We start from the raw sequence: 23,640 nt of genomic DNA, 5'->3' as shown, positions 1-23,640 counted from the left end.
CTGAACCCTGAGTTGTATCAGCACCACGGCGGTCGGTGTGTGGTTGGCGTCGTGGCGAACACCTGCGCGCGCTTCTGTAACGATCACGAGCAGCCTCCGCCAGCATGTTGTTTCGTCGGATCGTGAATTTTTTAAATCTTGTATCCAGGCAAATGCCTAAGTCTTTAAATTAAATACGTTTCGTTAAACTGGAATAATAACTTAAGAATTTTTCCTATTGCGATCGGGATAGATCAATCTACTCTGATTAATGAGGGTAGAACTCACAGCGTAATTAAGTGTCGCCATTTTTATTCGTCTCTAATTGGGAACATTTCCAAAAGTAAGTGTTGCTATAAGGCGACATGTTGAGCGTCGATAGCAGCCTGTCCGGATCTTGACCGGTCAGGCATTCGTCGTTTTTATTGCGTGGTCGTATGTCTTGCAGGGCAATGCCCGGGTTGGGTGCGTTGTATTCGTGATCTGCGGAAGCGATACAACCAGGCGGTACCCATTCGAATATCCATCAAGATCAGCAGCCAAAGGCTGCGCGATGGAGGAGTGGTCATGCCGGTTATCTCCACATCGGGCCATGGAATCCCAGGCCCCCGAAATCTGATATCCACGGCGCTCGCCAGAGCCAACTCGGCACACGGGAATGACGGGGGCCGGGCGCTGTCCTGGTCAGTCGCCGCTCAGACCGTGTCGGTCGGCAAACGGCCGGTTTTCCATCGCGTGCCAAGCTGGCAGTGCCACCAGAAGGGCCGTGATGCCGGCATGATGGAGGCTCTGGAGCCACGGCTGCTCCTTAGCGCCGATTTTATGCCCGCCGCCGCCGACGTTATGGCTGAAGGTTTTGACGACCTGCAGGACAAACTGCAGGACTTCTTCGATGGCGCAGCAGAGCTTGAAGAGCGGGTACCCTTCCTGCTGCTGGAGGATCCGGACTACGATACGGAAAACCCGGATCCTGACGATGCGCCCATCGAGGCACCAACCTTTGAGCAGCTGTTCGAGATTCCGGTCGATGCCAACGGCGACGGCGAGATCAATAATCCACTGTTTCCCTTCGATACCAGTGACGACGACGAATCTACGCTGCAGCAATGGGATAATGCCGGTATCGCCGACGGAATTGTGGATGCGTCAGAAATGCTCGACGCCTTGCTGTTCCAGCCGTTGCAGGATGTGTTCGACGACATCGAAGTGGGAGACGAGACGGCGGATTTCGTCACGGCGCTGGAGGGCGATGGCTTCCTGATAGCGGGCTTCGACGTTGAGCTGTTATACCTTGGGGGAGATTACACCCTCGGTTTCGAAGTCTCTAACGTGACCGATCTCACCGAAGAGCCCGATGCCGAGGTGGCCTTCAGCTTCCAGTTCAGTCTCAGCATCATGCGGCCCGAGGTCGTGGTCGATTTCGGGCTCGAGGCGGATGAACTAAAGCTGCTGGCGTTCCAGGGCGACTCGCTGGATCCGGATCCGGTCACCCTGCCGGTAGACTCGACGATAACCTTCGGCATCGAGTTCGGTGTCTACACCGGTGGTCAGGAGGAGGCCGACCTCGGCCAGGAGGATTTCTTCATCCGACGCGCGGATGACATGGTGTTCAGCGTTACCGCCAGCGACAACAACTTCAATTTCGATCTGAATATCGGCTTCCTCGGCGCCCAGGTGGTGGGCGGTGACGTCGACTTTCAGGCCGATATTCTTGCCACCCTCGTCGACCCCGACTCGCCCGAGGTGCTCGGCTTCGACAGTGCCCAGTACGGCGTCGAGCAAACCAGTGGTGTGGTGACCGCGGCCAATGCACTGCCGTCGTCCAATCTGGATCATGATGCCGGTTTCGTGCTGCGCATCGGCAATATCGGTATCGCGACCGATGTACTGGTCGAGGATACCGATGCTGGCGACAACAATACCCTGATCGCCGAGATCGAGGCGGCCCTCGATACAGCTGGCCTCGGCGGGCTGTTCGAGGTGGATCTCAGCGGTGGCGGTGAGCTGCGTTTCAGCCTGGTGGACACCAATGCCGGTGCGCTTGGGTTCAATGCCGAAAGCCTGAATGAAAGTGGCGTTCTGACGGCAGCCGGCACGCCGCCGCTGTTCCAGCCGCTCGAGAATGTCAGCCTGCTGCTGTCGGTCGGCGGCGCGATACCGCGGCTCGTGACGATGCGAGCACCGGGTTCCGAGCGCGATGATATCGGCTTTGCCGCGACCGAGATATCGGTGCTGAACCCGCTGATGGCGAATAATTCAGCCAATGCTTCGGGTAACCTAGATGAGGGCGGCGACAGCGAAGCGAATTTCGAACTGACCATCACAGAGATGGACGGCACGGTGACCGTCGCAGCCATCTCGGTCGAAGAAAGCGATGCTCCGGGAGATCCTAACGGGTCTGTTGCCGACCTCGTCGCCGATATCAATGACGCACTCGCCGATGCCGGGGTCGACACCCTGGTTAGTGCCAGCCAGTCGGGAGGTGTCATAAGCCTGACAGGATCGGGTTCCGTGGGCTCGATTGTTATCTCGGATACGGATCCTGTAACAGAGAACGACATCGGATTTGAGTTGAATCAGCAAACGCTGCTGTCGCTGACCGCTTCAGGCAATATTGGCGATGTCACCTTCGACGACGGCCTCGATAACACCTTCGACGATGCGCGCTTCACCATCGAGGTCAATGAAACGGAATATGATATCGATGTGCCGGCGGACGATTCCCGTTCCACCGCGGCCGAACTGGCCGCCGCGATCGATACGGCGCTGTCGAATGCCGGACTGGCGGTTTCTGCCTCTGTCGACAGCAACCATATTGTACTGTCCGCCGATGACGCCTCTGTCTATTCGCTTTCCGTGACGACCGGAAACGACAATCTGAGCGATCTGCTTTACGACCTGAACAATGCCCTCGACGCCGCCGGCCTCAGCGATATCACTGCCTCCGACGACGGCGGCGGCCATATCCGCCTTAGCGCCGCAGGCGGCGAGTCGCTGGAGATCAGTCACACCCTGACCTTCGACGCCGGCGTGCGCGGTGCAGAGCTGGATGGTGACGGCACGGTACCGGATGCCACTTTCGAATCGTCGGTCGGCGAGGATTCGGAGCTCACCTTCACCCTGCCGGTCGAGGTCAAGGAAGGTCTGCGCGAGTATGGCACGACCAGTGACTGGGATCCCCAGGACATGGCCATCGTCGGCAGCTTCAATCCGCTGGACTCGGACATCGCAAGTTTCGTGGTCGACGAGCCCGACAATGAAGACCCGGGAACCGACCCCCAGGAGGTTTTGCGCTTCTTCCTTGATTTCGACATCACACCGGAAAGCGGCGATGATCCGCCGATCGCAATCCCGGCACCACCGGGGGACAATACCCTGCAGTTGGTCAACTTCGCCGAGGCGCTGCAGTTCAACCAGATAGGTCCCGGTAGTTTTGTCGGCATGCTGGGTGAGCTCGGTCAGGCGCTCGACTCGATCATGCAGAACCCGCTGTTCGCCGGCTACGGTATCCCGTTTGTCGACGCGACCCTGAGAGATCTGGTCGCCTTCGAGGACATGATACTCAACAGCCTGGTTTACGATAAAGGTGTCGATAACGAGTTCGACGACGAAGGGTACGTTGACGACGGTACGGACACACGTCTGCTGGTGCGCTCGCCGGTGGGTGATGTCATCATCCCTGACGGCGAGAATGACGAGGCCAACACCTTCGAGTTGTTGCCTACTTTCACGACTGCCCAGGAAATGGGGGCAATACTCGCGGAAATCCTGTCGCTGCCGCTGTTCTCCGGCGATGTTGCGCTGAATACCGGCGGGATCAACCCGACCTATGACCCCGGTACCAACGAACTCACCTACGATATGGACCTGATCTCCAGCGACCGGGTTTCTGTCGGCGTCGATGATCCCGACAATCCCGACGACGATAGCGAGATTTTCGGCAGCAATTTCGAGTTCGATGTCGATCTGGCGCCTTTTGCCGAGTTCCTGATCAAGCCTGAAGGACTCAGCCAGTTTGGCGGCTCTGACCCGATTACCGTGGCCAACCTGCAGGCGCTCATCGAAGCCCGCACCACCTTCTCCGCCACCTATGGCTTCGACCTCTCGCCACCGCTCGATATCGACCCCGAGTGGGATCCAGATCCGGAAGAGGGCGAGGCCGACAGGCTTCTGGAGGAGCGCTTCTTCGTCCGTGACGCAACCCTGGGCGGCGCCTTTATCGCCACCCTGCCGGATGTCGGTGTCGAGGCTTCGGCGCTGGTTGGCATCATCGGGGTCGATATCACCGATATCGATGGCAGCTTCGGCGCCCAGTTCAGCGCCCAGCTGAAGGCCGAGGGCGGCGCCGCCGGCAGCCAGGTGACCCTGGAAGCAATTCAGCAGGATATCCAGGAAACGTCCCTTGGCCCCACCGAAGGTGATGATTCGGCGGACGGATTCCCGACCCCCGGAGACGGCTCTGATTATGCCGGCGGGCAGGAAGCCCTGGAGATCGTCACCGATCCAGTGGTCAGCAAGCTGCAGACGCTGGATTACGATGACCAGACTATTTTCGATCCGGATTTCGTGGCCGGAAGCCGGATAGTGTCCGGCAGTGGCGGAACCGCCTATGTGCTGGCAGTGGACGATGAGTTCTTCGCGGGCACCGGCACGCTGACGGTCTTCGGCGTTCAGGGCGATTTCAACGACAACGACGATATCATCGACGTTCGTGACGTGGTCGGAGGTGGCGGAGATCGCGAAGCTGATGTCGACGGTGGCCTGGTTACCCCGACCTTCTTCGGCGAGCTGGAGATGGATATTCTGGTTCGGGACGGCTTCACCGGCACCGGATACGGCCCCGAGATTGCAGAGCTGGACGGCATCGGTGGCACCATCGATCTGAATATTGCGGTATTTGGCAACCCCAACACCGATACCGATCCGCAGATTGATTCCGGTGACCTGGTTTCCAGCCTCGCCGCCATCGGCACCGATGTGGACGGCAACTTCGTCTCCCTCGCCGACTACGTCGATATCGGCTACTTCGATCTGATCGCGGCGCTCGAGCAGCTGGGTGAACTGGTGGCCGAACTGGAAGCGGCCTATCCGGTACTGAATCAGACGCTGCCGGTGGTGAACATGACCGTCAGCGAATTGCTGGGTCTCACCGAAGGCGTCGACCGGGCGGTGGCGCTGGCCAGAGTACTGCTCGAGAATCAGCAGGATCTGCTGGATGTACCCGGAGAGGAAGTACCGACGCTCACTCTGCAGTCACTGGCAGGCGCGCTGCGCGATGCCTTCGGGTTGGCACCTGACGACGGTGTCAGCCTGGTGGTCGATATCGAGACCGTGGACGGTACCCCCTACCTGACGCTGGATTTCGACATCGAGGAAACCGTCAGCACCTCGCTGGGGCTCGATATCGACCTTGGTCCCGATATTCCGAACCTGACCAGCGGCAAGGTGCTGCGCGCCGACGGTAGCCTGGGCTGGGGATTCAAGGTCGGCATCGCGCTGGACAACTCGACCTACGTCGAGGCGGACGGTACCGAGCATATCGTTTCGGCGGACTTCAAGCTGTTCAACCCCGAGGGCGGCCTCGACGGTCAACTGAGCATTGTCGGCGAAGGCGCCGAGGGCGTGGGTCTGGTGTTCCTGGCTCAGGTGGGTACGGCCACCGTTCAGGTCATGGACGCGCTGGTGGACATCGAGCTGGACTTCGATCTCGGCGGGCTGGACTTCAGTGGCACCGACGGCATCAAGACCCTGGCGGACGTCGACTTCGGCGACTTCGTTCCCAATATTACGACCCAGGATTACGATGTCAGTATCCCGCTGTTCGATATCAGCGCGGGCCTGACCGGCTTCCTCGGCGAGATTTCCGCCAACGGTACCGACCTGATCGACGACGCCTCGAATCTGCTGGACAGTCTGCTGGATACCTCGGCGCTCGATGAACTGGAAGACACCATCGGTGATCTCGTCGACAGCCTGGAAGACTTCGATCCGTTGGAAAACCTGTTGCTGCTGACGGATGCTGCGGATCTGTTCTTCGAAACGCTTCAGGGTCTGCTCGACAAGGCGACCACCGTTCCCATCCCCCTGATTGGCGACAAGCTTGCCGAGGGGGCCCGCTTTATCGATCAGTTCCGCGATCAGTTTATCGATCAGTTCCGCCAGCTTGTCGAGTTCACCAACGACATCGAACTGGAAGATGTCACCGACTATATCAATGATTTCTTTGCCGGGATCGGACTGGATGTAGTGGAGGTCGTCGGGGATTTGATGGAAGGGGATATCGGCGATCAGTTCGATGACGAGATTCGCTGGATGCTGAGTCTCGGCGACACCTACAGCGTGCCCTTCGGCTATGACTTCGACGCTGGCATTCCGCTGCTGAATCTCCACTCCGATGTGGCCGTCGAAATCGGCATCGAATGGGAGCTGGATATCGGATTCGGGGTAAACCTGCAGGACGGTGCATTCATCATTCTGGAAGACGTCTACGGGCCCGGCAACGAAGACGACAAGGGCGAGCTGGAGGTCAGGGCCTTTATCGATCTGCCGGAGGGTACGCCGTTCCGCGGCACCCTGGGCTTCCTCGAGGTCGAGATAACCAACAACGGCAGCGGGATGGAGCTCGATTTCGGGCTGGACCTGTCGAATGAGGGCGCCGCCGATCCCACCCTGCTGCCGATTGCCGATATCGGCAATCTGGGTGTCGAGGTAATGGTCGGCGGTGGTGCGCTGGAAGGCAACGACAATATTCTCGACTTCGACCTGACCGTCGGTATCACCGATACCGACTTCATCATTCCGAAACTGGCGACCAGCCTGGTGATGGACTGGTCGCTTGCCGAGGTCGCCCAGGACAGCATCGACAACTTCATTCAGGAAGGCCTGAACCTGCTCGAGTTCGGTGAGGTGCAGATCGATCTGAGCAGCATGTTCGGCGGCCTGATCGGCGATGTGCTGAGCGAGCTGGAAGTCTTCCTCGGCCCGCTGCAGGAAATCAATGATTTCCTCAACGCCGATATCCCGATTATCAGCGACCTGTTCGGTCCGACCTCGTTGCTGGATATTGCCGAGCTGCTGGGCCTTGCCGACACCCGCCTGTTCGAGGCGTTGGATGCGATCGATACGATTCTCGATACGCTGGGCGACCTCAGCGGCATGATCACGCTCACCGACGCCATCTCGCTGTTCGACGCCGATAATATACCCGATGCGGACTTTGCCGACTTCCTGTTCGATCCGGACCTCGATTTCACCAAGGCGCTGGAAGACTCCTTCGGCGACCTCACCAGCTTCCTGGCGTCGACCGGTGAAAACCTCGTCGGCAACTTTACCGACGCGGTACTGAACTCCGATGTGCCCGGCACGTCGAAATCGGCCTTTACCGATACCACCAATCTGTCCATCGGCGGTGCAGACGAGTTGATCAAGCTGCCATGGCTCGACGATCCGACGGTACTGATCGGGCTGCTATTCAGCCAGGACGTCAGCCTGATCGAAGTGGATCTGCCGCCGCTGGGTGTTGGCTTCGACTATGACCAGTTCGTCACCATCTTCGGACCGCTGGGGGTCAGTATCGGCTTCGGCTTCTTCGTCGGTGCCGACCTGAGCCTGGGGTTCAACACCTACGGCTTCCAGCGCTTTGCCGACTCCAATTACACCAACCCGGCGCTCATATTCGACGGCTTCTTCCTCGGCGACCGGGAAAACGTGACCGAAGGCGCCGATATCGAAGAGCTCTTCATGGAGCTGACGCTCACCGCTGCCGCCGAACTGAACCTGGCCATCGCCACCGCTGGCGTCGGCGGCGGTATTACCGCACGACTGGGGCTCGATCTTTACGACCCGGACAGCGACGGCGCGGTGCATATCAGCGAGCTGATCAATTCCATCGATAATGAGCTTCGCGATGGCGGCAATGCGGGCACCGATGTCTTCAAGGCGATCTTCGATCTCCAGGGCGCGATTCTGGCGGAACTGTTCTGGTACCTGTCGATCAACCTCGGCATTACCGAACTGGAGTTCGGCGATACCATTTTTGGACCGGAGGAAATCTTTACCTTCGAATTTACCTTCAACCGCTCGCCGGTGCTCGCCACGGAAGTCGATACCGACGGCAACGACGACGCAGACGTCCTGATCATCAACGCCGGTCCGAACTCGATCGATCGTCTGAACGGCGATGTTTCCGATGGCGACGAAGTGTTCGAGGTCGAGTACGACGGCGGCGATATCCTCATCAGATCCTCCAGCCTTGGCGTCAATGACTGGCAGAGATACTCCAACGGCTACGACCACATCATTTTCCTTGGCGGGGAGGGTAACGACTCCATTACCTTCACCGGTTTCGACGAGTCGAATATCACCTTCAACCTGCAGGGCGGTGCCGGCGATGACGTCATCCAGTTCGTCGAAAACCTGGGAATACTAACGCCTGCCACCGGAGCCGGCGCGGTCATTCTCGGCGGTACCGGCAACGACACCCTGATCGGCAGCCACCTTAACGACCGCATCTTCGGCGGTCGCGGCAACGATACCATCGGTGGCGGACGGGGCTACGATATCCTGATCGGCGATCAGGCCATACTGCGGGACGAGCCCGAGCCGACCATTGGCGTTCTGGTGTCCGTCCTCGACGGCGACGACACCATCAACGGCGGCGATGACGACGACATTATCTTCGGCGGTGGTGGGGAGGATGACCTCCACGGCGATGCGGGCGCCGATATCATCATCGGTGACGGCGGCCGTTTCTCCTACCAGCTCACCGATGGTCATATCGATATCAGCGCTTTCGACATCGACGAGTTCAACCCCAACGACCGGCTGGACCCGGATCCCGCGGTCAGCACCATGCAGCAGATGCAGAATATCCTGCTCTCGCTCGGTGCTATCTTCTCGGGCACCAACCTCGGCGGCGGTGCCGACGACACTATCGACGGCGGTGACGGCAACGATATCATCTTCGGCGGCGCCGCCAACGACACCATCTCCGGCGGCAACAACGATGATCATATCGTTGGCGGCACGGGCTTCGATCTGATCAACGGCGATGACGGCAACGACGTACTGTTTGGTAACGAGCAGGACGATATCATCAATGGCGGTGCGGGCAGCGACGTGATCTCCGGCGGTTTCGGCGATGACTTCCTGCACGGCGATGAGGGCAACGACTACATGGCCGGCAGCCGTGGCCGTGACATCATGTTCGGCGACGAAGGCGACGACGAGATGCACGGCGAGGGCGAGCCGGACATCATGTTCGGCGGTGAGGACAATGACCTCGTGATCGGTGGCGTCGGCGCCGACATCATCATGGGTGACGATGGCATCGTCGTTAAGTTCGACGATTCGGCAGCGGTCGCATCCGGCGACGACCTGATTATCGGTGACGGCGACCACAGCCTGGCCGATGCCTACGAGGCGGCTGCCGATCTATCGATCGGCAGCCTGGACCTGATCCTGACCCACGTCAGGAGCACCGATGGTGACGATATCCTCTCCGGCGGCGAGGGCGGCGACCTGATCTTCGGCGGCGGCGGCAACGATCTCGGCGGCGGCGATGTCGACCCGCGCAGAACCACCGCCAACGACGAGACCTTTACGACGCCGGACGGCGACGATGTACTGATCGGCGACGGCGGCGTGGTCGAATTCAACCAGCGCCGGCTGCAGCGAATCGCCTCCGTTTTCGCCGGAGATCCCGATATCAGCTACCGCGATACCCTCTACGGCGACAACGGCAACGATATCATTATCGGCGGCCGCGGCAGCGACGGTGATGACAACGGCGACGACCCGACCCTGAACATCCCGAGCCTCGGTATCGGCTTTATGCTCACCGGCGGCCACGGTCCGGGCCGCGGCGCCACCGATCCCGAGGTCAGCGACGCCGATATCATCATCGGCGACAACGGCGAGCTGGTCTATGTCGGTCCTTCCGATGAGAACTTCGGCCAGCTGGCCTATATCCAGACCACCGATACCAGCAACGCCACTGGCGGCGCCGACACCGCCTTCGGCGAGGAGGACAACGACATCATCCTCGGTGGCGTCAACGGCAGCGTCGACGTGCTTAGCGGCAGCACCGGCGAAGACGTGATCCTCGGCGACAACGGCCTGATCCACTTTTACTACGACTGGGAAAACGACCCCAGTATCGAGGATTACGCAACCGAGGATTATCTACCCAATGACGGTGACACCAGCACCATCGACCTGATCCGCAGCTTCCACGACGGCCTTGGCGGCATCGATATCGTCTCCGGCGAGCAGGGTTCCGACGTGCTGATGGGCGGAGAGGAGGGCGACTTCGTCTACGGCGACAATGCCACCGCCAGCTCCGGCAGCGACGACCTCGGCGATATCATGCTCGGCGACAACGGCGATATCTTCCTCGAAGGCGATGTCGGCCTGCGTATGGTGCAGGGCGTGGCGGTCGACTTTATCACCACCACCGATGTGTCCGAGGGTACCGGCGGCGCCGATATCATGAGCGGTAACGCCGGTGCCGATGTCATCATCGGCGGTGTCAACGATGGCGGTATCGACCAGCTCTACGGCGATGCCCGGACGCCGGTACCGGGGCTCGACGGCGACGATACCCTCCTCGGCGACAACGGCCTGCTGGACTACACCTGGGATGCCATCTTCGATACCGACCGCAATACCCTCGACCTGATCGCCACCACCGCCCAGGCCGGAGGCGGCGTGCGCGGCGGCGTCGACTATATCTTCGGCAATGCCGGCAGCGATACCGCCTTCGGCGGTAGCGGCGGCGATCGCATCTTCGGCGACAACGACGAAAGCGTCGACGGCTCCGGCGATGCCGACCTGCACGGCGCCCTGGGCGGCAGCGATATCCTGGTCGGCGACCAGGGCCGGGTCGAGCTGGTCAACAATCTGGTGACCTTCATCACCAGCACCGACCTCGACAGCAGCGAGGGCGGTATCGACCATATCCAGGGCAACGACTACGGCGATTACATCATTGGCGGCGTCGCGGGGGATGAACTCCATGGCGAAGCCTTCCTCACACCCGGCGAAGGTGTAGCGGATCTGGTGGTCAACGCCGGTAACGACACCATCCTGGGCGACCAGGGACGGATGCGCTTTGATGTCAGTGACAGCGACCCGTTAGTCTCCGTGACCGCTGGTTACTCTGCCCTGGGCGATGGCGATCCTCTGACCCTGGATCTGGTGGAAACCTTCGCAACCGGAAACGCTGACCTTGGTGGCAGCGACCAGATCTACGGCAACGATGGCGGCGATGTCGCCATGGGCGGTGCCGTCGGCGACCTGATCCACGGTGACTTCTACCTTGGCGACAGCGGGCTGGTACGGGCGCTCAATCCCGGCAACGACGATCTGCTCGGCGACGGCGGCCAGAAGTACTTCCAGAACGGCCATGTGATCCTGCTGCGCAGCCACGAGACCGACCAGGGCGGCTCGGACGAAATTCATGGCAATGACGGCAACGACACCATCATCGGTGGCTACGACGACGACCTGCTCTACGGCGAGACGGATCTGGACCATCTGGTACTTGCGGCCGGTCGTGCCGGCGAGGATGTGATGCTGGGCGACAACGGCCGCCTCGACTGGACCCTGCCGGATGACGATATTCTCGGTCGACAGGATGTGATCGACGAGTTCGGTGGCACCTTGATTACCGTGGATCCGGTCGCAGTCCCTGCCGATGGCTGGGCGACCCTCGACCGTATTACCACCATTGCGCCGACCCACGGCGGCAACGATGTCATGTACGGCAATGGCAACAGCAGCGCCGGTGTCGGCGATGTGATGTTCGGCGGCACCCTGAATGACAATATGTACGGCGACAGCGGCGATGCCAATCCAAATGGCGCGGACGGCGTCGACGGCAGCGATGTGATGTTCGGCGACCACGGCAAGCTGTACCCGAACCTTCCCTACTATCCGGTTTTCGACGGCTTCTTCGTCCACAACAACTTCTTCTCGATCGATACCCAGGAAGCGGACGGCGATGACGATAGCAGCGGCGTCCATAACGACTTCGAGGACCTGATGTTCGGCAATGCGGCCAACGATATTATGATCGGCGGCCAGGACGACGACATCATGTTCGGCGGCGCCGGCGACGACGATATGATTGGCGGCCACAACGTCGCCGGCGGCATGGACGAGCTGGATATGATGTCCGGGGCGGACGTGCTGGCGATCACGCCGACTGTGCTGGCGGACCTGAACCCCGCCGACGTCAATGATATCAACGATTTGATGGACGGCGGCGCCGACGACGATGTGATGGCCGGTGACAACGCCATCATCATTCGGCAGGACGACAACCTGAGCCCGCGCTTCCGCATGACCGATGGCGGCTTGCTGTACAACATCCAGAGCCAGACCCTGGATAATCTTGCCGATATCGACGTCGGCTTCAGCGCCAATATCACCGGCGCTTACCAGACGCACCAGGATATGACGCTGGTACGTACGGTAACGCTGCTTGATCACAGCGAGACGATCGAAACCGATGCGGCCGCGAGCCCGAACGATCCGCGCGTATTCGGCAACGATATCATGGCCGGTGGCAGCGAGGACGACGAAATCTTCGGCCAGCTCGGCGACGATGTGATTCAGGGTGATGGCGCTATCACACTTATCGAGCAGATCGCGGAAGGCAGCTTCGATCCTTACGACCCGGCGCAGGATGCCGATCCGTCGTTCGATGTCCGAAACTTCATCCAGCGCGTGGACCTCGTCGAGGGCAACGACCTGGACTGGACCGTCCGCTTCGATGTCTTCGAAGCGCTGGATGACGGCGATGACTATATCGAGGGCAACGGCGGCAACGACCGTATCTACGGTAACCTCGGTCAGGACGATATTATCGGCGGCAGCTCGATCCTGTTCGGCCTCGGTAATGACGATGCGGCATTCCATGGCGTGTTGAGCGGCGTTGAGCTGCGCCCGGACGGCGCCGATCTGATCTACGGTGGCGCCGGCAACCCGAATCTGTTGGCGCGCAATGCCAGCTCTGACGGCAGCCTCATCGTTCCCGAAAGCGAGCGCCACGCCACCGATGCCGATACCATCCTCGGCGACAACGGCGAGATCTACCGTATCGTGCTCGATACCGATCCGGAAACCGAGGGCGATCAGATTGGCTACGCGGTGTTCAACTACGACCGTGATGCCACCACCGCCGACGGCTTCGTCGACGATGGCTACGGCGATGCCGGTCTGACCATCCGCGTGCGCGCGGTGGACCTCGGTGATTACGGTTACGCCTACGCCGATACTGGCTCCGATCGCGATACCCTGACGTTCCTTGACACCGCCCGCGGCGAAGGCGATCTGATCTATGGCGAGAGCGGCGACGATATCATCCACGGCATGACCGGCGATGACGTCATCTTCGGCAACAGCGAGCACGACGATCTCTACGGTGAAATCGGCGCCGACTGGATCGTCGGCGGCACCGGCGTCGACGGTATACTTGGCGATGACGGCCTTATCCTCACCAGCCGTAACAGCGACGACTACGGTGAGTCTCTGTTCGGCATATCTGCGCTGCTGCCCGAGCAGACCAACCTGAAGAGAAACGAAACCGCGGATCCGAACTCGCTCAACGCCGAGATCGTGTCGCCGGGGAACATCCAGCGCGCGATCATCAATGTCGAAAACGAACTGACCAAGTCGGTCGAGTTGTTCGCCTTCCGCACCGATGACCTGGATGGCGAAACCGTTGGGGAATTCGACGCAAGCATCGCCTTCAACGACATTATCTTCGGCGGCCTCAACAACGACTTTATCCACGGCGGCGACGGCGACGATGCCATTTCGGCCGCCGAGGCGTTGCCCATCTACTATTCGGGCGATGATCCTGACGATGGGTTCGCGTCCGACTTCGTATCGGTTAATACCTTCCTGCAGGATATGCAGGACTCCACCTTCAACCCGGGTCCTGCGCTCAGGGACAACCCCTTCTGGTTCGCCTTCGCGCCCTACAACCCGGGCGATATCCTGCGCTTCGAGGGCAAGGAGATCCTCGACGAGAACGGCCAGAACGCCCGTACCCGTGACGAGTTCGCCTGGTACGACGAGTTCAACCCGCGCCGCAAGATCGTGTTCGATTTCGACTTCAATTTCGGTGCGGCAGATCTCGGTGATTTCACGGCCCTGGTCAGCACCGAGGGTGTCGCCAGCCCGATCGATTTCCTGCTCAACTTCGACGAGACCGAGGGCGAGCTGGACCTGCGTTTCGGCGAGGACAAGGCCAGCGACGGCGATGACCGTATCTTCGGCGATCTGGGCAACGACTGGATTGTCGGCGGTACCGGTCGCGACCATATGTACGGCGGGCGCGGCAACGACCTGCTGAACATGGATGACGACCACGACTCCGGCTTCACCGGCCGCGTCGGTCCGCACGATCCGGAACCGAGCGATCTGGACAACAAGGATCCGGACGAATTCCAGAGTTACGCCGATATCGTCTACTCCGGCGCCGGGCGCGACGTGATGATCCTCAACACCGGCGCCGACCGGGCCATCGACTGGGTAGGCGAGTACAACAGCTACATCGTGCCGTTCAGTCCCTTCGGTGCCTTCCATATCAGCCGCACGCTGCAGCCGCAGGTGCCGGAGTTCCTCTACGCGCTGTCGGCCAGCGACGGCGTCGACAACTCCCTGAACGCGCCGGATGCGCAGCTCTACGTCGATCAGAAGAACCTCGACGTGCGTACCGATGCACCGGATCCGGCCCGGGCCCTCGAGCCCTACGGCGAGCTGGGCATGGTGCGCCAGACCGACTTCGACTGGCAGGAACAGACCGGTGCGCCGAACGACCCGCAGCCGGGCAACCTGCAGGGTAAGCGCGAAATCATGCGTCGCGAACTGTTCAACGATCCCGGTGCCGCCGTGCCGTTTGCGGCGGATGTCGGCACCCTGGAGCTGACCCAGCAGGGCAGCCTGCAGGCGGCGCCGGAGGCGCTCGGCGCAGAGGTCGTCGGCCTGTACCCGCTCGACACCCTGCAGCCGAGTTACATCGAGATCCTGGTAACGATCAACGCCGACAAGGACAAGGCCGGCACCAAGTCCAACGGCTATGTACTGTTCGACTACATGGGCGCCGAAGACTTCAAGTTCGCCGGCATCGATGTGGGCACCGACAAGCTGCAGATCGGCCACCGCGACGCCAGCGGCTGGGTGGTCGACGTTCAGCTGCCGGTGCAGCTCAAAGCCAATACCGACTACGACATCACGGTGGTGCTGTTCGGCACCCAGGCCACGGTCTACGTCAACGAGAACGAGTTCGTCGTCTATGACTTCGGCGAGCCCCTCAACGACGGCGGCCTGCTGGGCCTTGGCACCGACAACGCCATAGCCCGCTTCGACGACTTCCAGGTTCAGACGCTGCCGCCGGTCTGGACCTTCGTCAACGAGACCGGATTCGACTCCGCGGCCGACAATCCGTTCACCTTTGTTACCGGTGACTGGAGCCTCGATAGCGGCAGCCTGCACGGCGGCAGCCAGGGTCCGCTGCCGGCTCTGGCGGTCGACAGCGTCGAGGTCGCGGCCTTCTCCCGGCTCGAGCTGCTCGGCACCCTCGCCACCGACAACCAGGGCGGTTTCGTGTTCGATTATTACAGCGAGCACGAGTTCAAGTTCGTCGCCCTCGACGTGCAGAACGACGAAGTGCTGCTGGGCCACTACCTCGATGGCAACTGGAGTCTCGACGCCAGCGCCAGCCTGGCGCTGACAGGCGGCGTCGACTACTCGCTGATGCTCACGCTGTTCGGCTCTACCGCCAGCGTTACGGTCGACGGTACCTCGGTGCTGACCCACAGCTTCAACAGCCTGCTCAACGACGGCCTATACGGCGTGCTCAGCGTCGATGGCAATACCAGCATCGACAGCTTCCTGGTGCGCGGGGACGACCCGGCATACGCTGGCGATCCGCTCCTGGTAGAGGGGGCTGCCCGAACCGGGCTGACCGATGGTGACCTCGACGCGGCGACTATCGAAGTGGCAGCCGATAGCGCCATCGGCCTGCTTGCCGCGCGGGTGGCGGTCGACGAGACGCAACTGCAGGGGCTGACCATCGATATCGCGGACCTGCCCGGAGATTATCTGGCGGTGTACCGGGGCGACCAGATCGTGCTGGATTACAATGCCGCCGGATACGGCTGGTACACCGGCGATGACGCTGTCGTCGACGGGGTCGATCTTCTGAGTGTGCTGTTGCACGAGTACGGGCACGCAGCGGGGCTCGATCACGATTCGGCGCTGGCGTTCATGGACGACAGTCTTGCCGTGGGCGAGCGGTTCGATCTGTCCGTCGATGTCGGTATCGCAGGCGAGGGCGAACAGTCGGGCGCCGATACCGTCGCAGTGCCGGAAGCCTACCTCTCGCTCGCCGGCCTCGAAGCCGAAGCGCAATCCGGTCAGTCGGCTGATCGTGAAACCGGACCCTGGTTCGCCGGTGTCCATCCTGGTCTCGAGCATATCGACTTCTTCGGCCTGCTGCTTAATCGGTACGGCCAGGCGCTGGGTATCGAGCGCAGTCCCGGTCTTGCGTTCCTTGCCGACGAGCTGGGCCTGCGTCAGGATGCGCCGCAAGAGGGTGACGGTGATGGGGTTGGCCTGATGCAGGTCTTCGACGAAGGCACCGGTGAGTTCATATCCCGCGATGCCCGCGGCGAAGGTTCCGACGAGCACCTGATCTGGGATGGCGTCGAGGCGGAGGAAGGTGAGGCCGGTCTGGTTCGCTGGGATCGCATCGTGAGCTTTACCGAGAGCGCTTTGCGACTACGCTAAATAGGTGGCACGAGCGTGGAAATATCGTTTGTACATCTTTATCAACCAGTGAACGGAGCACACCATGGTCGATGAAACTCAGACCGACGACGTTGAAGTACAGGCAGGTCAACCGACAACACCGATCGTCGACTGGGACGATTCCGAAATGAAGAGTTCCCACGCGAACGTGGTCAATGCCACCAGTTCGCGTGAAGAGGTCAACCTGTTCTTCGGAACCAACGAAACCTGGAAAGCCACCGAAACCAAGGAATTTCACGTCAAGCTCAACAACCGGATCGTGTTGAGCCCCTTCGCGGCGAAACGGCTCTGGATACTGCTTGGCGCCGTGCTCAAGCAGTACGAGAAACGCTTCGGTCCCATCGATATCACGCCCGGCAAGCCAGGCGGCAAGTCCTGACGGAGCTTCGGCTGCGTTTTCCGATCAGTAGCCGTGTTCGCGGAGTCACGGGATGACCGAAAGTACACGAGCCGACAGCGCCAACGTCACCTTTCTGGAGCAGACGCTCTGGCAGCAGTTCAGAGCGGTCGAGGGGCCGGACGACTTCGTCCGGAGCTGGCTTGCACTCCAGTGTCACTACATTCCCGGTGCAGGCGCAGCTGTGGTGGTGCTCGGCGAGCCCGGCACCGGGCCCTTCGCGCCGGTGGCAAGCTGGCCCGCCGACGAGCCGCCGGCGCGCGAGCTTTCATCGACGGTCGAAAAGTGCCTGCAGGAACGCCGCCCCATCGCCCGCGAAGGGCCCGCCCGGCAGCTAGCGCTGCCGCTCGAGATGGACGGCGAGATATGCGGCGCCATCGCCCTCGCGCTGGAGGGCGAAGACGGTGACAACCGATCGCTGCTCTGGCGGTTGCGCTGGGGCAGCGCCTGGCTCGAAGCGCTGCTGCGGCGGCAGCAGGGACGGGAGGACGAGCGTCAGAAAGCGCGCACGGTACTGGCATTCGATTTTATCGGTCTGGTGCTGGAGCAGCCCTCTTTCAGCAGCGCCTGCAATGCCCTGGCAAGCGAACTCTCGGTGCAGCTGAATGCCGACCCGGTCGCGATCGGTTTTATCGAAAAAGGGCAGGTCAGGCTCAAGGCACTGTCGCACAGCACCCAGTTCGGCGAGCGCATGAGTTATGTGCGGCATGTTCAGGCGGCCATGGAGGAAGCCGCGGATCAGCGTTCGGTCATCCTCTGCCCACCGCCGCCCACCTGGGATTACCGGGTCACACGGGCGCATGAGGCACTGCTGGAGACACACCGGGCAAACGCCGCCCTGACGCTTCCGCTGCGGATGGGCCAGGAGGTGGTCGGCGCCATTTCGCTCGAGCGCAGTGGCGACCAGGGTTTCAGCGATGACGAGGTCGAGCTGCTGGACAGTGCCGTCAGCGTCCTCGGTCCCATTCTGTATCTGCAACGCCGTGACGACACCTCCATCTGGCGCAAGCTGTACGACGCGGCGAGGCTTCAGCTGGTCCGGCTTTTCGGACCCCACTATATCGGACGCAAGATCGCCACCCTTGCCCTGATATTGCTGGTGGTCCTGTTCAGTGTCGTCACGGGGGAATACCGCGTGACGTCGCCGGCGATTGTCGAGGGGCTGGTGCAGCGGGCCATCGTTGCCCCGTACGACGGCTACATCAAGAGCCAGATGGCGCGGGCCGGCGACCTGGTGCAGGAGGGCGAGCTTATCGCCACGCTCGACGACCAGGACCTGGCGCTCGAACGTATCCGGTGGCACACCAAAGCCCGCCAGAGCATGGCCGAATACGATCAGGCGCTGGCGCGTCAGGAGCGCTCGACAGCCAACATCATCCGCGCCGAGCGGGACCAGGCCGAGGCCCAGGTCAGGCTGCTGGATCTTCAGCTGGCGCGTAGCCGGATTCAGGCGCCCTTTGCTGGCGTGCTGGTGGCGGGCGACCTGAGTCAGAAGGTGGGCGCGGCGGTGCGCCGCGGAGAGGAGTTGTTCCGGCTGGCTCCGCTGGACGAGCACCGCGTCATTCTGAAGGTGGACGAGGGCGATGTCATGGATCTGCACCCGGGGCAGACCGGGTACCTGCGTCTGTCATCGATGGCCGATCGGGTGATGGCATACGAAATCACCCTGATAACGTCGATTGCGGAGCAGGAGGAGGGACGCAACTACTTTCGCGTCGAGGCGGTGCTGCGCGACGATGTGCCCCGGCTAAGACCGGGTATGCAGGGCATTGCCAAGACCCGCGTCGACGACCGGCTGGTGATCCGGATCTGGAGCGAGAAGCTGATCGACTGGCTGCGTCTGTTCGTCTGGACCTGGTGGCCCTGACATGGAACAGGGGATCTGGTACCGGGTTGCAGGCTACAGGCCCGAGTTGCGCCGCCATGCCAGGATATACCGACAGCGCTTTCGTGGCCGCCTGACCTACGTTCTGCAGGATCGAACCTCGGGGCGTCACCATCTCTGCTCGCCGTCGGCCTACTACATGATGTCGCTGATGGACGGCTCGCGCACGGTGGCGCAGATCCGGGACATGGCCTGCGAGGCCTTCCCGGACGAGGTTATCGATCAGTCTGAAGTGACCAAGCTGCTGGCGATGCTGTTCAGAAGCGATGTGATGCAGGGCAGCCTCCCCGCCGATGCCCTGGAGCTGACGGAGCGCGGCGACCGGCAGAGCCGGCGCAACCGGTTTCTTCGTTTTCTCAACCCGCTCGCCGTGCGCATACCGCTGCTGGATCCGGATGATTTTCTGACCGCGACCTCGCCGTGGCTGCGTTTTCTGTTCACGCGCTGGGCCGCGCTGGTGTACCTGCTTATCGTCGGCTATGCCGTGGTGCTGGCCGGTGCCCACTGGAAGGAACTGACCGAAAATATTACCGATCGCGTCATGGTCGCGGAGAATCTGCTGATCATGCTGTGCGTGTTCCCGTTCGTAAAGGCCATTCATGAACTTGGCCACGGCTATGTTGTAAAGCACTGGGGCGGAGAGGTGCACGAGATTGGCATCATGTTCCTGGTCTTCATTCCGGTCCCCTACGTGGACGCCTCGGCGGCCGCCGCCTATTCGGGCAAGTGGCAGCGTGCGCTGGTGGGGGCGGCGGGAATTCTGGTGGAACTGTGGCTGGCCTCCCTGGCGCTGTTCGTGTGGCTGACGGTCGAGGAGGGGATCCTCCGGGCCTGCGCCTACAACGTTATGCTGATCGGTGGCGTCTCCACGCTGTTTTTCAACGGTAATCCGCTGCTGCGCTATGACGGTTACTATGTTTTGCAGGACATCCTGGAGATACCGAACCTGGGCAGTCGCTCGACCCGTTATATTGCCTACCAGGTCAAGAAGCGCCTGCTGGGTATCCTGGACCTGCAGTCACCGGCCCACAGCAAAACCGAAGCCCGCTGGATGCTGTTCTATGGCATTGCATCCTTCCTCTACCGGATCACCGTGGTCGCGGCCATTGTGCTCTTCGTCGCGTCGCAGTATTTCGTCGTGGGGGTGCTGCTGGCCATCTGGGCCTCCTTCCTGATGCTGGGTCTGCCTCTTATCAAACAGGCGCTGTTTCTGCTGCGCGCAAGCGCGCTGCGCGGGCGCCGTGTACGGGCTCTGTCCGCGGTGGGCGGCTCTTTGCTGCTGGTCGCTCTGCTGTTGCTGGCAGTACCGCTACCCTACAACACCCTGGCGGAGGGCGTCGTCTGGACACCGGGCGAAGGCGCCATTCACTCCGCATCCCAGGGGGTTGTCGAGGAAGTCTATGTCAGTCGTGGCGAGAGGGTTGGCGACGGGGCGCCGCTGTTGCGGCTGTACGATCCTTACCTGGACACCGAGGTCGAGGTGCACCTTGCGCGGGTCAGGGAGCTGGAACTGCGCATGGACGAACAGAGCGTTCTGGACCGCGTAGGGGCGCGCGTCGTCGAAGAGCAGCTGCGGCAGGCGCGCGCCGATCTCGAGCAGGCGCTGGTTTACCGCCGCAATCTGCAGATCACTTCCGCAGGGTCAGGCGAGCTTGTGCTGCCGCGAGCGGCGGACCTGCCGGGAAAATTCGTGCAGCGTGGCGAGATTCTCGGCTATGTGGCCGGCTTCGATACCCCGGTGGTCCGGGTCGCGGTGGGGCAGGATGTGATCGAGCAGGTGCGCAATCATACGGATTCGGTGGAGATGCGTCTGGTGCAACGTTTCGCCGAGGTGGTGCCGGCCCGGGTACTTCACGAAGTGCCTTCGCTTTCGAATATGCTGCCCAGTCCCGCGCTCAGCACCCGTGGAGGCGGGAAATTCCTGCTCGACGCGGCGGACCCGCAGCAACGCAGGGTTCTCGAAAGCATCTTCAACCTAGAGGTAGTACCGCTCGAAGCCTGGCCGGTATCCAAGCTGGGCATGCGCGTATACGTCAAATTCAGCCATGGCTGGGAGCCGGTGGGCTGGCGGCTGTACCGTTCCGTCAGGCGGGTACTGCTGAGGCAGCTCGATGTCTAGTGTTTTCGTACCCGAGTCCACGGCCTATCCCGAACGCCGGGATTCGGGCATAAGCTGGCGTCAGAGCCTCGAGCGCCTGCTGCTGGCCTGGCCTGTCCGCTTTCGCTCGTTGCTGCTACGGCGCGAGCTGGCCCGGCTCGAAGCCGGACTCGGGCGCGACGGCGTAGCGCTGCAGGACCTGACAGACTCGGTGCGACTGAAGGGGCTGAGCTCCGCGACCCTGCCTCTCTGGTACGCCTGGTTGCGCCAGCGCGAGACCGGGCGCGAGCTGGCGGCGGGGGTGCTGGCGCTGACTCGCGGTATGGCCGTACAGTGCGATATGCCAGCGTTGCGGGCATCGCTCATTGCACGGGCCTGCGAAACCATGGCCCTGAGCGGCCGGTCGGTGCATGTACTGACGCCGGACGACGACACCACCCGTTGCGTCTATGCTCAGCTGCAGGCGGCGCTGGAACCGTCGGCGCTGAGGCTGGCGTCGGTTGTGTCGAACAGCCCGCTGCCGCAGCGGCGCGAAGCCTATCGGGCGGCGGTAACAGTGCTTAGCGTCCGCGAAGCCTTGCGCGACTATCTTGGCGACCGCCTGGCAATGCGCCAGTCCCGGGGCGAAATCGGCCGCAAGCTGGAGCGGTTGCTGGGGGAGGATCCTTCGCGGACGGCCCGTATGCGCGGTCTGCCGTTCGGCATCGTTGTCGACGCGAACCGCAGCCTGATCGCACAGGCGTGCGAGCCGGTCGTCGTTGCCGGGCGCACCGATCCGGAATGTGCCAGACCCTGGGCCTGTACCGCCCTGGACCTGGCCTCCTGCCTTGAAGAAGGCGTGCATTACGATACCGGTGCCAGCGGTCATGCCGAGCTGAACTCCCGGGGCCGGGCGGAACTCGACCGGCGCTGCGCCAGCCTCACCGGTACCTGGCGTAATAGCAGCCGTCGCAATACCGATGTCACGCTGGCCCTCAAGGCACTCAGGCTCGAGCCCGGTCGTCACTATCGGGTAGCGGAGCAGCGGATCGAGTTTCCAGCCGGCGGCGGGCAGGGTGATGAGGTTCGGCTTATGCTCGAGGTGCGCGAGCGGCTGCCGGTAACCGGGCGGACCCTCATTCGCAGCAGGCTGACCTGCCTGCGCTTCTTCCAGCGCTATGAAGCGCTGGCGGCGGTCTGCGACGATATTCGCCCGGTTCGCGACGAGCTCTGGGGTCTCTATGGTCTGGCGGGCTTCGAGATGACGCCGCCCGCGTCAGTTTCGGCACAGGACGAAGTTTCGCTCGGCGAGCTCGACGCACGCATTCTGGGTCTGGCGTCGGCGCTCAATCAATCTCTGGCGCAGCGGACTCGAAGGTCGTTGCTCTCCCGGCGGGCCCGGCAACGCTACAGGTCCGAAGCGAAGTTGAGGCGCAGCCTGCTTCGACTCGACAGCGAACTGGAGAACATCACGGCATTTTCAGGGCGGGCGGAATGAATAAAGGACTGACAGCAGCGGTACTGGTATGGGCATCTTTTCCGCTGGTATGCGGGGCTCAGGTAGTGGATTGCGTTATCAACCCCAATTCGACCGTTGAGCTGGGCTCTCCGCAGGACGGGGTGCTGGAAGAGGTCATGGTAAAGCGCGGGGACCGGGTCGTTAAGGGGCAGCCGGTGGCCAGGCTGGATAGCGAGATGGAGCGGATGAATGCCCGGCTGGCAGGGCTCAAGGCCAACTCCGACATCGTTTTGCGTTCGGGTCGCTTCCAGGCCGATTTCCGCGCTCGCGAACTGAAACGGCTCAAGGCGTTACTGGAGAACCAGTCTGTTTCCACCAGCGTGTACGAGCAGGCGGAAATCGAGCACAAGCTGGCTGCGCTTTCGGTCGATTCGGCGCAGCTGGAACACCAGATCGCGCAGGCCGAGCATGACCGCGCCCAGGCGCTGGTCCGGCGCCGTACCATTCGGTCGCCGGCGGACGGGGTCGTGGTCAGCCTGAATATGTCGCCCGGTGAATACGTGCACGAACAAAGACCTCTGATGAATATTGCGGCGATCGACCCGCTCTACGTGGAGGCATTCCTGCCCGTCGCATCGTACGGCGGTGTGACAACCGGCGTGACCGCACTCGTTCGCCCCGAGGCTCCCATCGGCGGAGAATACGAAGCGACCATAGCCGTCGTCGATCAGGTATTCGATGCCGCCAGCCGCACTTTCGGCGTTCGGCTGGAGCTGCCGAACACGGATTTGGCCCTGCCGGCCGGTGTCCGGTGCACGGTGGAATTCGACCTGCCTCCGGTTGCCGTCGCGGCTGAGCAGTGACGCCCACAGCCCACGGCCTTCGCCGTTCACGGCGGGAATTTCGAGAGCCCGCGAGGATCTTAGCGGCCGCTCTGGCAGCAATATCAATCGAACTGGACTTTAATGAATTCTCCTGTCGTGAGCGACAGCTTGGCCGGGTGGTGCGGTGTCGCAGACCTG

At 61.8% G+C, this 23,640-nt stretch carries 6 protein-coding genes; all 6 read left to right on the top strand.

Annotation, left to right across the window (positions count from 1 at the left end; translation table 11 throughout):
• The first annotated feature begins 714 nt into the window (after positions 1-714).
• The 6 genes from IEX85_RS06500 to IEX85_RS06475 all read left to right on the top strand — a co-directional run bounded on the left by IEX85_RS06500 (position 715) and on the right by IEX85_RS06475 (position 23,481).
• A complete protein-coding gene (locus IEX85_RS06500) occupies positions 715-16,779 on the top strand; it encodes an LEPR-XLL domain-containing protein (RefSeq protein WP_188859657.1) in 16,065 nt (5,354 codons plus the stop codon).
• A gap of 64 nt (positions 16,780-16,843) precedes the next feature.
• The gene (locus IEX85_RS06495) at positions 16,844-17,179 is read left to right on the top strand and encodes a DUF3467 domain-containing protein (protein ID WP_188859655.1); all 336 of its coding nucleotides are present in this window, start codon (positions 16,844-16,846) and stop codon (positions 17,177-17,179) included.
• 52 nt (positions 17,180-17,231) lie between these two features.
• Positions 17,232-19,064, top strand: a complete 1,833-nt coding sequence (locus IEX85_RS06490; protein ID WP_188859652.1) for a GAF domain-containing protein — start codon at positions 17,232-17,234, stop codon at positions 19,062-19,064.
• Between the two features lies 1 nt (position 19,065).
• Positions 19,066-21,201: a site-2 protease family protein gene (locus tag IEX85_RS06485; RefSeq protein WP_188859650.1), complete on the top strand. Its 2,136-nt coding sequence runs from the start codon at positions 19,066-19,068 to the stop codon at positions 21,199-21,201.
• Positions 21,194-22,657: a preprotein translocase subunit SecA gene (locus tag IEX85_RS06480; protein ID WP_188859648.1), complete on the top strand. Its 1,464-nt coding sequence runs from the start codon at positions 21,194-21,196 to the stop codon at positions 22,655-22,657. Before IEX85_RS06485 ends, IEX85_RS06480 begins: the two co-directional genes overlap by 8 nt.
• Positions 22,654-23,481, top strand: a complete 828-nt coding sequence (locus tag IEX85_RS06475) for an efflux RND transporter periplasmic adaptor subunit (protein WP_188859647.1) — start codon at positions 22,654-22,656, stop codon at positions 23,479-23,481. The genes IEX85_RS06480 and IEX85_RS06475 overlap by 4 nt, the downstream gene beginning before the upstream one ends.
• Positions 23,482-23,640 lie beyond the last annotated feature (159 nt).

Source organism: Marinobacterium nitratireducens, from assembly GCF_014645375.1.
Classification (GTDB): Bacteria; Pseudomonadota; Gammaproteobacteria; order Pseudomonadales; family Balneatricaceae; genus Marinobacterium_A; species Marinobacterium_A nitratireducens.
The sequence above is the reverse complement of the archived record's forward strand: the minus strand, read 5'-3'. Positions and strand labels throughout refer to the sequence as shown.